The organism is uncultured Streptococcus sp. (genome assembly GCF_905372115.1).
Lineage (GTDB): Bacteria > Bacillota > Bacilli > Lactobacillales > Streptococcaceae > Streptococcus.
In genome coordinates this window covers 1-12,962 of sequence record NZ_CAJPNR010000056.1, presented here as the reverse complement: position 1 = coordinate 12,962, position 12,962 = coordinate 1, and the positions used below count along the sequence as shown (strand labels likewise).

Annotated in this window: 15 protein-coding genes, 2 pseudogenes and 1 riboswitch; of the genes and pseudogenes, 1 reads left to right on the top strand and 16 read right to left on the bottom strand. The window is 43.1% G+C overall.

Annotation, left to right across the window (positions count from 1 at the left end; translation table 11 throughout):
- The 7 genes and pseudogenes from QZ169_RS10670 to QZ169_RS10640 form a co-directional block, all read right to left on the bottom strand.
- Nucleotides 1–472: pseudogene (locus QZ169_RS10670) on the bottom strand (hypothetical protein); the annotation flags it as partial.
- Nucleotides 473–487: 15 nt separating this feature from the next.
- Entirely contained in the window at nt 488–964 is a 477-nt protein-coding gene (locus QZ169_RS10665; protein ID WP_002924162.1) for a hypothetical protein, read from the bottom strand.
- Nucleotide 965: 1 nt separating this feature from the next.
- Nucleotides 966–1,625 carry a hypothetical protein gene (locus tag QZ169_RS10660; protein ID WP_002924161.1) on the bottom strand — a complete coding sequence of 220 codons (660 nt, stop codon included), beginning with the start codon at nt 1,623–1,625 and terminating at the stop codon, nt 966–968.
- On the bottom strand, nt 1,622–1,957 hold the full coding sequence (locus QZ169_RS10655; protein ID WP_002924160.1) for a hypothetical protein: 336 nt from the start codon (nt 1,955–1,957) through the stop codon (nt 1,622–1,624). Before QZ169_RS10655 ends, QZ169_RS10660 begins: the two co-directional genes overlap by 4 nt.
- Before the next feature lie 20 nt (nt 1,958–1,977).
- Nucleotides 1,978–2,370: a hypothetical protein gene (locus QZ169_RS10650; protein WP_002924159.1), complete on the bottom strand. Its 393-nt coding sequence runs from the start codon at nt 2,368–2,370 to the stop codon at nt 1,978–1,980.
- Between the two features lie 14 nt (nt 2,371–2,384).
- On the bottom strand, nt 2,385–2,807 hold the full coding sequence (locus QZ169_RS10645; protein ID WP_002924158.1) for a hypothetical protein: 423 nt from the start codon (nt 2,805–2,807) through the stop codon (nt 2,385–2,387).
- Nucleotides 2,808–2,963: 156 nt separating this feature from the next.
- Nucleotides 2,964–3,479: a QueT transporter family protein gene (locus QZ169_RS10640; protein WP_295506937.1), complete on the bottom strand. Its 516-nt coding sequence runs from the start codon at nt 3,477–3,479 to the stop codon at nt 2,964–2,966.
- A riboswitch (PreQ1 riboswitch) is annotated at nt 3,477–3,613 on the bottom strand. It overlaps the preceding gene by 3 nt.
- Nucleotides 3,614–3,641: 28 nt before the next feature.
- On the opposite strand from QZ169_RS10640, the gene QZ169_RS10635 reads away from it, so the two are divergent.
- Nucleotides 3,642–4,082 (top strand): GtrA family protein, encoded by a 441-nt coding sequence (locus QZ169_RS10635; protein ID WP_002897269.1) that lies wholly within the window; start codon nt 3,642–3,644, stop codon nt 4,080–4,082.
- A 70-nt stretch (nt 4,083–4,152) separates the two neighbouring features.
- Here the strand turns inward: QZ169_RS10635 and QZ169_RS10630 are convergent, their stop codons facing one another.
- The 9 genes and pseudogenes from QZ169_RS10630 to metK form a co-directional block, all read right to left on the bottom strand.
- A complete protein-coding gene (locus QZ169_RS10630) occupies nt 4,153–4,860 on the bottom strand; it encodes a B3/4 domain-containing protein (protein WP_295506934.1) in 708 nt (235 codons plus the stop codon).
- A 17-nt stretch (nt 4,861–4,877) separates the two neighbouring features.
- Nucleotides 4,878–5,327 carry a MarR family winged helix-turn-helix transcriptional regulator gene (locus tag QZ169_RS10625; RefSeq protein WP_002900018.1) on the bottom strand — a complete coding sequence of 150 codons (450 nt, stop codon included), beginning with the start codon at nt 5,325–5,327 and terminating at the stop codon, nt 4,878–4,880.
- A 120-nt stretch (nt 5,328–5,447) separates the two neighbouring features.
- Nucleotides 5,448–6,255, bottom strand: a pseudogene (locus QZ169_RS10620) (hypothetical protein).
- Between the two features lie 32 nt (nt 6,256–6,287).
- Nucleotides 6,288–7,211 (bottom strand): YihY/virulence factor BrkB family protein, encoded by a 924-nt coding sequence (locus tag QZ169_RS10615; RefSeq protein WP_295506942.1) that lies wholly within the window; start codon nt 7,209–7,211, stop codon nt 6,288–6,290.
- 33 nt (nt 7,212–7,244) lie between these two features.
- On the bottom strand, nt 7,245–8,102 hold the full coding sequence (locus QZ169_RS10610; RefSeq protein ID WP_124765931.1) for a methionyl aminopeptidase: 858 nt from the start codon (nt 8,100–8,102) through the stop codon (nt 7,245–7,247).
- Between the two features lie 21 nt (nt 8,103–8,123).
- Nucleotides 8,124–9,401: a CBS-HotDog domain-containing transcription factor SpxR gene (gene spxR, locus QZ169_RS10605; protein WP_009659239.1), complete on the bottom strand. Its 1,278-nt coding sequence runs from the start codon at nt 9,399–9,401 to the stop codon at nt 8,124–8,126.
- Nucleotides 9,394–9,945: a GNAT family N-acetyltransferase gene (locus QZ169_RS10600; protein WP_124765933.1), complete on the bottom strand. Its 552-nt coding sequence runs from the start codon at nt 9,943–9,945 to the stop codon at nt 9,394–9,396. Before QZ169_RS10600 ends, spxR begins: the two co-directional genes overlap by 8 nt.
- 33 nt (nt 9,946–9,978) lie before the next feature.
- On the bottom strand, nt 9,979–11,238 hold the full coding sequence (locus QZ169_RS10595; RefSeq protein ID WP_295506928.1) for a UDP-N-acetylglucosamine 1-carboxyvinyltransferase: 1,260 nt from the start codon (nt 11,236–11,238) through the stop codon (nt 9,979–9,981).
- A gap of 268 nt (nt 11,239–11,506) precedes the next feature.
- Nucleotides 11,507–12,697: a methionine adenosyltransferase gene (metK, locus tag QZ169_RS10590; protein ID WP_295506926.1), complete on the bottom strand. Its 1,191-nt coding sequence runs from the start codon at nt 12,695–12,697 to the stop codon at nt 11,507–11,509.
- Between the last annotated feature and the right edge of the window lie 265 nt (nt 12,698–12,962).

The following is a 12,962-nucleotide window of genomic DNA, read 5'->3' as shown; positions in this document are numbered from 1 at the left end:
GTGTTTTGTCGCTATTGACAATATCCGAAATACTGTAGTGCTCTGTGGTGGTGTACTCTATCGCAGTCCCGTACTCATCGTAAGCCGTGTTGGTTTTCGTATAAGTCAAATACTTACTCTTATACTGGTTTTTCCCTTCGTTGACCTTATTGAGACTCTCCAAAGCATTATCCAAACCCTCAAAGAATTTCCCGTCAATATTTTGGACGATTTCCTTGTGGACTTTCTTAGAGGCATCCAAGCGATGAAGAGCATGGTGCTCCGCATCTTCAAAAGGACCGACGGGCATGTCACGCCCCAAAGTCGCTTCTCCCGTTGCCACATAGAGATGAGCTAAGCCCTCAGAATTGACCTTATTTGACACTTCATCAATATCGCGTAGCAAGTCCTTTACGCAGTTGATGTTGCTGTGAAACCAACCCGTCTTAGAGCCTTCTTTAAAGTCAGGTTCATTCGTATAATATTTAGCCATTGTAACTCCTCTCTATCAGGCTCCACCAGTACCGATGATAATATCAGAAGACTTGGTCCCCTTCATATTCTTGTGAATTTCACCATTCTCGTCTTGAATAGATTTTTTCAGCTTGTCAACAGAGCCCTTAGGATCGTCTTTTATCCCCTGCTTGTCCTCAGCAGAAGTCTCGGAGCTATATAAAATACTGTTGGCGATGTCCATAGCCAGTATCTTATCAGTATCAATAAATTCGCTATAGGTGGTCTGTGTGTGCTTAAATATGACCTCGGTCAAAGTCTGAAAAGTCTGCGCTTTCGTGACAAATCGAATCAGCTGATTCTCATTTCCAACCATACGATTATGCACTTCTCCCTTTGAAGTGAGCGCAGGCAAGCCGTCAACTCCTTCTTTTAATTTCGTACTCAGCTGGGTTGCTGAAGTGACCATAGTTCGGATATGGAGCAAAAGCTGTTCCTGCTGCGTTAGGTCAATACTAATTTTGTCTGCCATATTACACCCTCACTTTCAAATCGTGGATAATCTCATCTCGTAATTCCTCACCGTCCACCGAGCGAATGCGTTCATGCGCCACATCAAACTCATACAAGCCCGATGGCGCCTCCAAAAAGAGACTGTCTTTCAGCAGCTCCTTGCGCCGAAATGTCTGCAAACGAATGGCTTCATTGTCGGCATAGTAAGCCTGTAAGCGAAAAGCCGAAAAAGGTTCCCAGCTGTAGTAAGCGTAGTTCTTGCGCTTCTCTTCCAAGTCCTTCAAAATCGGATGAATGTCTTTCAAATGCGCCAGAAAAACCAGGCTATGCAAAGTTTCAATCACATATTGATTATCGCCAATCTGCTTGATGACCGTCGTCGTCCACTTGTTGCTGTCGGTTTCCTGCGCGCAGAAATAATTGCTGTCCACCTGACAATGGTAAATCGCCTTGTGATAACGCTCCAGAAAAGCGCCGTAATAAGCGCACTCTTCCGTCGGCTCGTTATCAATCACCAAGCCCATTTTCCCCAAGTCCTCGTAGCCTTTTTCTAAAACCTGGCGCAGATTTTCCAAGCGAGTTTTTCCCTCTTCGCTAGGCAGGGGCAGAAAGAAGAGGTCATCCGAATAATCGTTAAACATGTGTAAGGCGTAAATCGCCTCCAAAGTAAAAGTCTTCATCCGTTGTCAATCTCCTTTTTTACATTGGCTTGGGAAGTTGAATTGAGCAGGGTTTCCAGCCCCTCAACAGCCGTTTTCAGCTCCTTCACGCTAGAAGAAAAATCACCTTGGTACTGTTTGAGAAAATCCTTCAGCCCCAGATATTGCTCCTTAGCCTTTCCGCTCCAGAGGCTCTCACTGCTTTCCATAGCGGAGATATTAGAAGGAATGGTTGTCTCTATCAAAGTCACGGCTGCTTTTAGATTTTCCAACACCGCAGCAATATTGCTACTTTCGTATTGTACCGTCTCAGCCGTATAACGGTCTTGAATATCATTGATATTTGTATTCATTTATACACACTCCTCCTTAATTACCACATTCTTTCGAAAGGATTCCATTTTCCTTCATTGTATTCAGATTTAGCACTATCAATCTGACTGTCAAGGCTACTGATTTTCGATTCTAAAAGATTGTGCAGATTGACGAATGACTGATTGGCGTCACGAACATAGTCGCGGTATTTTTTCATCGTTTTGACATCTTCTTTGAGATGTTCAGAAAGATTGCTGATGTAATGATAGCCCTCTTCACCGTCTACAATGCCGATGATTTTTTCACAATAATCGATAAAATTGTTCATATCATCCAGACTACGCATATGACTCAAACTATGCGACCGAATACTATTTCGCACCCGCTCATATTTTCTCTTTTCACCGCTCAGGTTTTCTACCCTGCTTTTCAATTCTTCATCACTTGCCATACTCTTCTCCTTCCTTAATTACGATACTGTTGGATAATCTCGTAGATTTCCTTTTTTTCTTTCTCTGCCATGCCCGACTGATAGCTTTGCACAAAGACAAAAGCCACAACTGCGAGCGCTGGAAGAAGCATCAGATAACGTTTTTTCCGCATAGACATAGGCACCGCGACCTCTTTGGTCTTAACAGCTTTAAATTCTGGGTGCTCTTTTTCTATTTGATTTTTTGCCGTAAATAGAGGAAAAGCCCCGACAAACCAAATAGGGAGCATAATAATCGTGAGAATAGAAAAATACCTATTGTAGGACGGTAAATCATTATATAGTAATATAATGACACCCGCCACCCCAATAAGGTATGCAAGTCCCCACCAAAGAAGCCAATGATAGGCCTCTTTTTTGATTATCAAATACTCCCTAAGCTGCTCATTTTGTTCCATACAGAACCTCCTTGCGTTGTTTTTATGGTCTCCCCTACCAAGAAGTTTAATGAGACTAATCTTAGTCTAAATGTACATTTCTATCATACCATGAAGTAAAAAAATATGCAAATGCTTCCAATCTGTCTATTTACACACATCAGAGCCACAAAAAGCCTATTTTGTCAAATCAATTCGTCTGGCAATCAGGTTAATGACGATGGCTCCAACAATCAAGGAAGCAAATTCTCCAATGGCTGTTGTAAACCAAGTCAGGAAGAATGGCAGGCCTTGCAAGAAATGTAATTCTGCAGCAATGGTCACCATCGAAATAGAGAATAAAACTGCAAAATAGAAATGATCCAAACGAATCAAGCCTTTAATCAGATATTGATTCTTATAGCGACTGAAAAGATAGACACCCAGTGACAGGAAGACTAAGGTGGATCCGCCACCAACAAAGACATCAACGATTCCAAAACTATAGAGATTGGCAATCATACAACCAATGGTCACACCCATGATATACTTCCGATTATAAAAAGCCATAAAGTTCATCATTTCAGAAATTCTGAACTGGTAAGCACCATAGCTAATAGCATTTAAAGGGGGCGTAATCGTAAGAGCTACATAAATGGCAGCAACAATGGCAATCTGAGCCAAATCACGAACTGTCAGTTTTTCTTGTTTCATGTTTTCTCCTTTAGCGGCTTTACCGCGTGTAATATGCTTGGCGAAAGAAGCTAAGCGCCAAGGGTTGCGCCCCATGAGTGGAGCATCATTAGTTGATTCCCCCACAGATTTGGCAACCCAACTAGTATAGCATAAATCCTAGAAATATGATAGACTATCTTTATGAAAACTTTAATCAAAAAATTCTTTGACAATGAGGTTCTGTCCTACCTCTTCTTTGGTGTGGCAGCTACCCTTGTTTATATGACTACTCGTCTCCTTATCTTCGCTCTTACAGGACAGACATTATTTGCGACCATTACTGCTAATGTCACAGCAGTACTTTTTGCCTTTATCACAAATGATACCATTGTCTTTAAACAGCAGCGCAAAGGTTGGCAAAAGCGACTTTTTAAATTTGCTCTGGCGCGTTCTGGCACTCTTTTGCTAGACATCGTTCTTGCAAAATTATTAGTGGATACTTATCCTAATATTATCGGGCAATTTGTCAACAATAACCGCAATCTTATCAACTCTATCGAGTCACTTTTTTCTCAAGTACTTATTATTGTTCTCAACTATGTTTTCAGTAAAGTCTTTATCTTTGAAAACAAGAAAAACTAATTGACTATGATACTTCAACCTTAAAATATCAAACCTGGACCAGATAATTCTGATCCAGATTTTTTTAGTCTCAGATTTCCAAGCTTGGATTGTCAAGCGTCAGATGAGTGATTTCACCTTTGACACCAAAATAGTCCTCAATCAAAGTCTGGAGTTCTATCATGGCTGCTTGGGCACGTCCTGCTTGCTCTTTATTGATAGCCTCAATAACTAAGATTGCGTCCTTGGTCTCCTCTGTTAACATAGTCCGCTGGGCTTCTCGCCAGTTAAGGCAACGGCAGACAGCCCCCTCTTCATCATAGTAGATGATTTCTTCTGGCAGTGCAGGTGCGTCACTCTCAGCGCCCAGCGGGAAAAAGGCTTCCCCACCCTTGGCTTTTCCTAAATGAAGACCTCCGACAATCTTATCCAAATCCTCACCGCCACATGGAACCGCATAAGACAGCGAGACACAGTTGTATATATCGACCAAAGGATTGATTGGATGAAATTCCCGCCCCTGACTAACCCGCTTGAGCAGAGCTTCGATAGAGGAGCGTGCTCCTTTCTTGGTCTTGAATTTGCTGAAAGCCTGCCGCCACTCCTGAATGACTTCATTTTGAGTGAAGTTCTCATCTAAGATAAAGTCCTCAGCTCGTTTCGCTCCCTTATCCAGCAGGGATTTGAAATATGGGTCCTTACTTTCATCCACACTATTATCCAGTCCCTTAACCACTAAAACACTAATCTGACCTTCCGGAAATACTTGCCAAAATTCATGTTCAACTGTAACTTTCATGATGCACCTCTTTAATCTTAATAGTTTCTTTTTTGTCCTTTTTTGACGGCTTCCCAGTCACCTGTGATGTTTTCACGCACTCGGATCAGCATTTTCTCCAAGGCTTGAACTTCCGCTTGAGAAAAGCCCTGCAGGGAAGTCTCTTCAGAATAGTCATTCTCAGCTAGGATCAAAGGATAAAGTTTTTCTCCTTTTTCCGTCACAAACCATTCCTTGTTCTTCTTGTTGCCCTTGGCTGCCTTCTGCTGGACCAAGCCCTTGGCCTCTAGCTTCTTGACAGAGCGGGCAATCGTTGAGCGATCCACCTTGAGAAGCTCCGACAGCTCCTCTTGGATGATCCCTGGATTCTCCGCGATTCGCACCAAATAAAGGTATTGACCTCTTGCTAGCTCTATATCACGGAACTCAATATTAGCAATGGAATCCAAAGCTCGGGCGATAATCCCAATTTCCCGCAATACTGACATATCCCCTCCTTTTAATTTTGATTTGAATCTATTATACCACTTTTTGTTGCAAATGCAATAAAAATAGCTGAAAAGAAAAAAGAGGAAAATCCTCTTTAAATTTGGCAAAAATGTCTTTTTCTAGTTTTCTCCTTCCTTATAGTATTTTTGTAATTCTTCCGCTGAATTAATGACATGTTCCCGCCCATCTACTGAATATTTAGCTGGGATAGTCACGTTCTCAAATACATTAGTCCCTGGCGGAAAGAAGAGTTCAGCAACCTTCTGAACCAACTTGATATCAGGTTCTTCATTCAAGAAAGCTACACGAGAATCATAACCTTGCAAAATCTTGTGCAATTCGGGATAATCTTGACCAAGGACTGTTTTTTTAAGATTTTTGCGAGGATACGTATCATTTAAACCAACACTGGTCATAGATACGCTTACTCCTTGAGTCTATTTCAGAAGGAACAAGATTATCATCAAAAGAACGCACCATCTTAAAAATATCAAATTCTTTTCTTTCTAGTTTTTCTCCCACCAGTTTATAAACAGCCAACCTCCAATATTCTCCTTTTTCTGGTACATTCCGATTAAAATCATATAGCCCTTGCTCTGGATTATTCTTCAGCTTCATATAGTTATTTACAAAATAGCCATAACTAAATTCCCTTACACTAGTAAACTTACTTGCTTCTGACTTAACTGTTGCCATTTTCTGCATTTCTTCCGAGTCTACAAGCTCCCAATTATAAAATAAAGCCTTTTTTCCTTCAAAAAATTTATAATTCGGTCTATACTCAGGAACATAGTAGGTATATTGACCATAATTTTCTTGAAATTGTGCCTTTTGACAATTATCCCAGATATAATAGCCTACAAATCCTAGAAGCAAGAGCAGAGTGATCAAAATACTCTTCCATTTTGTTATTTTTTTACTTTTCATACTTATTTATCCTTTTCCACTCTAAAACAACATTAGTCTTCGTCATCCTGCTCTTTCTTCTTGAAAGTAAAACGTCCTGTGCTTTCAACTTGAACCCCTGACTCACAATAGCTCTGGATACTGGCATTGAGCACTGCGCCAACAATCAAAATTTTAGCAATCATGATAAACCAAAACATCATCACAACCATAATAATGGAGCTAAAAAAGCGGACATCAACTAGGTGATTTAAATAATTATCCATGTAAACAGAAAAGATATTCAGTAAAGCCAGAATGGTCAGGAGCACAAAGGCGCTGCCAGGCAGAACATAGCGTTTTTTGTTGATTTTCACGTTAGGCAGGAAATAATAGAACATGACCAAAACCGCAAAGAGTAAGGCGTAAATCAATGGCTCCGTAAAATGCTGCAAGTGTTGATAAAGCTGGTTATCTAGCTTCCAATAAGTACGGAGGAAATCAAGCGACATATGGCCAAACATGGACAGAAAGAGGGCCAAGGCAAAGAGAATCTGCAGACCTAGACTCACAAAGAGACTCATGACGCGATGAGAAATCACCCCCCGGCTCTTGGCTACCCCATAGGCTTTGTTAAAGGCAATTTGCAGGAAATTCATGGACTTGGAAAAAGTCCAAAGAGCCGACAAGACTGAGAAACTCAGCAGGCCAGTCGAAGGCTGGGTCAGCACTTCACGCATGACTTTTGCTACAACATCATATAAAGTCTCTGGCAGCATGTCCTTGATAGCTGTCAGAAAATCCGTCACCGGAATGTGAAAATAAGGCAAAATATTCACCACAATTAAGAGCAAGGGAAAAACGGAAATCAGCCAATAATAAGCAACTGCAACGCTGCTCAGCTCACTATCTGCCTCTTTATAAAAACGGAAAAATTCTCTTAAAAACTGATTTTCCCGAACCTTACTAAATAATTTCTTCACTCTCTTCTCCTTCAAAAAAAGCTGAGACAACTGCCCAGCCTTTGATTTCTAATAAGTCCCTTCTTCTCCCTGGCTGGTCAGAATGACAGGACCATCTTTTGTAATGACAAACTGATGCTCATACTGACAGGATAGGCCGCCATCCAGCGTTTTATGTGCCCAGCCGGTCTCAAAGTCCGTATCAATTTCCCAGGTACCTGTATTGATCATGGGCTCGATAGTCAGAACCATTCCCTCACGCAAGCGCAAGCCGCGTCCTGCTCGACCGTAATGCGGCACCATAGGCTCCTCATGCATGGTTGGGCCAACACCGTGCCCCACCAAATCCCGCACAACGCCATAGCCATGACTTTCAGCATATTCCTGAATTGCTGCGCCAATGTCACCGATACGATTGCCAACCTTAGCTGCCGCAATTCCACGGTAGAGACATTTTTTGGTCACATCCATCAGCTGCTGAGCCTCTGGGCTAATCTTCCCTACTGCATAGGTCCAGCAAGAGTCTGCCACACCGCCTCGGAAGCTCTCTGTATGCTGCTTCATCTGTGCTATATTGTCAAAATCTAGCTTGGACACATCCAGCTCTGCCTTATCGACCAAGCCAACCACCATATCAACGCTGATGACATCACCTTCTACCAGCTTCTGATGACGAGGAAAGGCATGGGCCACTTCGTCATTAAGAGAGCAGCAAGTCGCATAAGGATAGTCCATGATAGAGCCTTCAACACCAATTTGCAGAGGCAGCACATTGTCTTCTTTACAACGCTTGCGGACATACTCTTCGATGTCCCACATGTCAATTCCTGGCTTAATCAAGTCTCTCAAACCAATATGGACCGAAGCCAGAAAATCTCCACTCTTGTCCATCAAGTCAATTTCACGCTGTGATTTTAAAGTAATCATTCTTTCTCTAAATTCCTCTTCTTAATTAATTTTCACTGTAATCGTCGCTTTGGCAACCAGCATCGCTTCCAGATACATCTCAAAGTCAATAATAGCTGTCCGCCTAGTCTGACGGATAATGCGCGGCTGGATATGCAGCAGGTCATCAATCTGAACCGCCTGAAAGAAATAAATCATCAGCTGATCGATTATCAAGCTGCGGCCGCTGTTGACCATGAGCTGCTGGGTAATCCGAGTCAAAATTTCTGTCAGCACACCGTTGGCCAGCACACCATTTTGCTCCAGCATAAATGGCTCAACGGTGAAGGAAAACAAATCATCCTGACGGCTAATCTTCTGTCCCACTTGCTCACTGAAAGTCGGCAGGCTGGAAATCTGAGAACGGCTCATTTTTTCCATAATGTCCCGCCGCGTAATCACACCTAGCAAGGTCTGGTTGCTGCGAACCACTGGTATCATTTCAAAATCTTCTGCAATCATGCGCTGACTGATATTAGCAATATTGGCAGATAAGCCTGTCATAAAGACGTTTTTCGTCATGACCTTGTCCAAGGTTGTCAGAGGAGACTTATCCCCCGCGTCTCGCATGGTTACTACTCCTACCAGCATCTGCTGCTGGTTGATAACCGGAAACCGGCTGGCACGATTGCGACGAACCAAGTCCAAATAGTCACGAACAGTATCAGTATCATGCAAGAAGCCATACTCGTGGCTGGAGCGATAGACCTGCTCCACTGTTAAAATATCGGTCTTGATCTGCATATTGGACAGGGCCCGATTAATCATGGTTGCAACGGTATAGGTATCGTGCTTGGTCCTGAGAACCGGTATATTGAGCAGATTAGCCATCTTCAGAACTTCCGAGCTGACTTCAAAACCTCCAGTAACCAACACCGCATTCTCATTTTCCAGAGCCAAGAGCTGAATTTTCGTCCGGTCTCCGACAATCAGGAGACCGCCCTCTGTCAGATAGCGCAGGATATTCTGCTCCGTCATGGCTCCGATGGAGAACTTATTAAACTCTTTTTCCAGACCGTCTTCTCCGGCCAATACTTCTGAGCCAGTAATATCAACGATTTCCTTGTAGGTCAGATGCTCCAAGACCACTTTCTTGGACTTGACCCGAACCGTACCACTCCGAGGCCTAGTCTCAACAATACCGCGGTTCTCCGCTTCCTTGATAGCTCGATAGGCCGTCCCATCGCTGACTCCCAGATAGTTTGAAATACTGCGGACACTGACCCTCTTGCCGATTGGAAGATTTTCAAGATAGGTTAAAATTTCCTGATGCTTACTCATTAAAATCTCCTCTCTCATAACGGTACTCCAGATAATCTCGCATCTTCCTCGTGTACCGGTCACTTCCTTTAAACTGCCGGTAGAGGCTGAAGCCAGATTTTTGAGCTACCTTTTGACTAGCTAGGTTCTCTGCATGAGTGATAATGCTAATACGTTTAAAGTCAAAGCGGGTAAAAGATAGAAAAGCAATTTCTCGAACAATTTCTGTCATCAGCCCTTGTCCCCAGTAGTCTTGCCGCAGAAAATAGCCTAACTCAGCCTCTTTTTTAATCTCGTCCATCTTTTCAAACTTGACAGAGCCAATCATTTCCTGCGTTTCCTTGTGACAAATGGCCCAAATCCCCAGAGGATTTTTCATAAAGAAATTGGCAATGACGTATTCACTTTCCTCTAGGCTTGCTTCTGTCGGAAAAATGAACTGAGTATTTTCCGGATTGGACGCAATCTTATATAGGGCCCCCGCATCTTCAAAGACAATGGGCCGCAAAAAAGCATGCTCCGTCTCAATAAATGAACAGGCCGCCAAATGTGTCCATAAATTCATCTGCTACCTCTACAAAAAATAAGCGAAAAACGCTTATTCTTCTATCAGCTGGATATCTGCACCCAGACTTGTTAATTTTTCAATAATATTAGAATAGCCGCGCAGGATAAACTCGATATTAGTAATCTCTGTCTTTCCTTGAGCCATCAAACCTGCAATAACCAAGGCAGCTCCTGCTCGTAAATCGGTCGCCTTGACCTGAGCTCCCTGCAGTTGATTTGGTCCCTCATAGACAATCTGATCACTGCTGGTCGAAATTTTGCCTGCCATCTTAGCCAGCTCCGCCACATGGTTAACCCGTTTCTCATAGATGGTGTCCGTGATTTTACCGTGGCCATTAGCCGTCAGCAAGAGCGGAGTAATAGGCTGTTGTAGGTCAGTTGCAAAGCCTGGATAAGGAGAAGTCTTAATGTTTATAGCTCTCAGAGTTTGCTGCTCTTCGACAAAAATGCTGTCTTCAGAAACCGTCATCCGAACACCCATTTCCTCAAGCTTGGCAATAAAACTCTCCAAATGTTCATAAAGGACATTATTAATCTGAATTCCTTGACCAATAGCTGCAGCAAGGGCGATATAAGTTCCTGCCTCGATACGGTCTGGAATTACTTGATGACGAGTTCCATGGAGGTGTAGAACCCCCTCAATCGTGATAATATCAGTTCCTGCTCCTCGGATGTGCGCTCCCATATTGTTCAAGAGAGTTGCCACATCAATGATTTCTGGCTCCCGCGCTGCATTTTCAATAATAGTCCGACCTTTGGCCTTGACAGCAGCCAACATCGTGTTGATGGTAGCACCCACGCTGACCGTATCCATATAAATACTAGTGCCCTTAAGCGGCTGGCCTCCTGTAGATAGGTTCATGTAGTTGCCGTCCATGGTCATCTTAGCCCCCATGGCTTCAAAAGCCTTAAGATGCAAGTCAATAGGACGCGGCCCCAAGTCACAACCACCAGGCAGACCTACCGTTGCTTCACCATAGCGACCAAGCAAGCTGCCATAGAAATAATAGGAAGCTCTTAGACTGTTGATCTTTCCATAAGGCATAGGGACGTTTTGGATACCGCGCGGATCAATCGTCAGACTGTCCTCAGAGCGAGTAACACTAGCCCCCATGGCAATCATAATATCAATCAGACTATCCACGTCCGAAATATCCGGAACACCATCCAATGTTACAATATCATCCGCCAGAATCACAGCCGGAATCAAGGCAACAACACTGTTTTTAGCACCATTAATAGTCACCTCTCCTTTTAAGGGGCGACCACCATGTATTACAATTTTTTTCATGTTTAAATAAAGCTCTTTCAAGGTATTGCCATTTATTATACCACAGATTCGGGAAATTTCCTATACTTTTAGATAAATAAGACAATTGAAATTAAAATGAAACAAGGGAAAATGGCTTTTTCAATAATTTTTCAGAAAAAACAGTATTGCAAAAAATGAGAGAATCGCAAGTCTAGACTGCTTGCCTTTTAAAAGTTGCCTGTATAGAAATGACTTTTTCTTTAGAAAATAGAAAAGTTCCCAATCATTACGATTGAGAACTATCATCTTACTGCACTGCTGCTTTCAATGCTTCTACCTTATCCAACTTTTCCCAAGGTAGGTCAATGTCTGTCCTACCCATGTGACCATAAGCTGCTGTCTGACGGTAGATTGGACGTTTCAGATCCAGCATTTGAATGATACCGGCTGGACGCAGATCAAAAATCTGACGAACTGCTTCCTGCAGCTTGCTTTCTGCAACTGCTCCAGTTCCAAAAGTATCGATGCGTACAGAAACCGGCTGAGCCACACCAATGGCATAGGCTAACTGCACTTCCGCTTTCTTAGCAAGTCCTGCCGCAACGATGTTTTTAGCGATGTAGCGAGCTGCGTATGAAGCTGAGCGGTCAACCTTGGTTGCATCCTTACCAGAGAAGGCACCGCCACCGTGACGAGCATAACCGCCGTAAGTATCCACAATAATCTTACGTCCAGTCAAGCCAGAGTCACCTTGCGGGCCGCCAATTACAAAGCGACCGGTTGGATTGATGAAGAATTTCGTCTTACCATCCAAATACTGGGCTGGAATAACTGCTTTAATTACCTTTTCAATCACATCATGATGAATCTCTTCATTAGTCACTTCTGGGTCATGCTGGGTCGAAATAACTACCGTATCCACGCGCACAGGCTGGTCATTTTCATCATACTCAACGGTCACCTGAGACTTAGCATCTGGACGCAGATAGGCAATCTCTCCTGATTTGCGCAATTCCGCCAATCGACGGACTAGCTTGTGACTGAGCGAGATAGGAAGCGGCATGAGCTCTGGCGTTTCATCCACAGCAAAGCCAAACATAAGCCCCTGGTCGCCAGCACCAATCAAGTCCAATGGATCTTGATCTGCATTCCCGCGAACTTCCAAGGCTTCATTGACACCCTGAGCGATATCTGGCGACTGCTCCACCAAAGATGGATGAACACCGACCGTCTCTGCTGAAAAGCCATACTCTGTATTGGTGTAGCCAATTTCTGCAATGGTATCACGAACCACACGATTGATATCCACATAAGCTGTGGTCGAAATCTCACCAAAAACATGAACCGAGCCCGTATAAACGGCTGTTTCAGCAGCCACATGGGCATCTGGATCCTGACTCAAGACAGCATCCAAAATAGCATCGGAAATTTGGTCTGCAATCTTATCAGGATGTCCCTCCGATACAGACTCAGACGTGAAAAGTTTACGTTCTGACATAGAAATGTCCCCCCTTAAAAAATATTAAACAAATAAACAAACTCCAAAATAATGAAAATCTTGTCACCTGCGAGTTACGACGCGAAAGAAATAAAAACAATACCTTTTTATTTCTGAAGCTAGTAAGACGCATAGGTTGACCGCAGAATAGCGGCAACCGTAGAATGACGTGCGACTTTTGGAGCCGTCATTGTTTGCGAGTTACAAAGTACTGATAGAAGTTTCCTACCACCTTATCGGGACTATATAACTCCTTCATTATACC

Excerpts from the sequence above, each read along its gene's own strand:
- QZ169_RS10595 (WP_295506928.1), bottom strand. The coding sequence starts at position 11,238 with ATGAAAAAAATTGTAATACATGGTGGTCGCCCCTTAAAAGGAGAGGTG.
- QZ169_RS10635 (WP_002897269.1), top strand. The coding sequence starts at position 3,642 with ATGAAAACTTTAATCAAAAAATTCTTTGACAATGAGGTTCTGTCCTAC.
- QZ169_RS10630 (WP_295506934.1), bottom strand. The coding sequence starts at position 4,860 with ATGAAAGTTACAGTTGAACATGAATTTTGGCAAGTATTTCCGGAAGGT.
- QZ169_RS10625 (WP_002900018.1), bottom strand. The coding sequence starts at position 5,327 with ATGTCAGTATTGCGGGAAATTGGGATTATCGCCCGAGCTTTGGATTCC.
- QZ169_RS10640 (WP_295506937.1), bottom strand. The coding sequence starts at position 3,479 with ATGAAACAAGAAAAACTGACAGTTCGTGATTTGGCTCAGATTGCCATT.
- QZ169_RS10645 (WP_002924158.1), bottom strand. The coding sequence starts at position 2,807 with ATGGAACAAAATGAGCAGCTTAGGGAGTATTTGATAATCAAAAAAGAG.
- QZ169_RS10665 (WP_002924162.1), bottom strand. The coding sequence starts at position 964 with ATGGCAGACAAAATTAGTATTGACCTAACGCAGCAGGAACAGCTTTTG.
- metK (WP_295506926.1), bottom strand. The coding sequence starts at position 12,697 with ATGTCAGAACGTAAACTTTTCACGTCTGAGTCTGTATCGGAGGGACAT.
- QZ169_RS10655 (WP_002924160.1), bottom strand. The coding sequence starts at position 1,957 with ATGAATACAAATATCAATGATATTCAAGACCGTTATACGGCTGAGACG.
- QZ169_RS10650 (WP_002924159.1), bottom strand. The coding sequence starts at position 2,370 with ATGGCAAGTGATGAAGAATTGAAAAGCAGGGTAGAAAACCTGAGCGGT.
- QZ169_RS10600 (WP_124765933.1), bottom strand. The coding sequence starts at position 9,945 with ATGAATTTATGGACACATTTGGCGGCCTGTTCATTTATTGAGACGGAG.
- QZ169_RS10610 (WP_124765931.1), bottom strand. The coding sequence starts at position 8,102 with ATGATTACTTTAAAATCACAGCGTGAAATTGACTTGATGGACAAGAGT.
- spxR (WP_009659239.1), bottom strand. The coding sequence starts at position 9,401 with ATGAGTAAGCATCAGGAAATTTTAACCTATCTTGAAAATCTTCCAATC.
- QZ169_RS10660 (WP_002924161.1), bottom strand. The coding sequence starts at position 1,625 with ATGAAGACTTTTACTTTGGAGGCGATTTACGCCTTACACATGTTTAAC.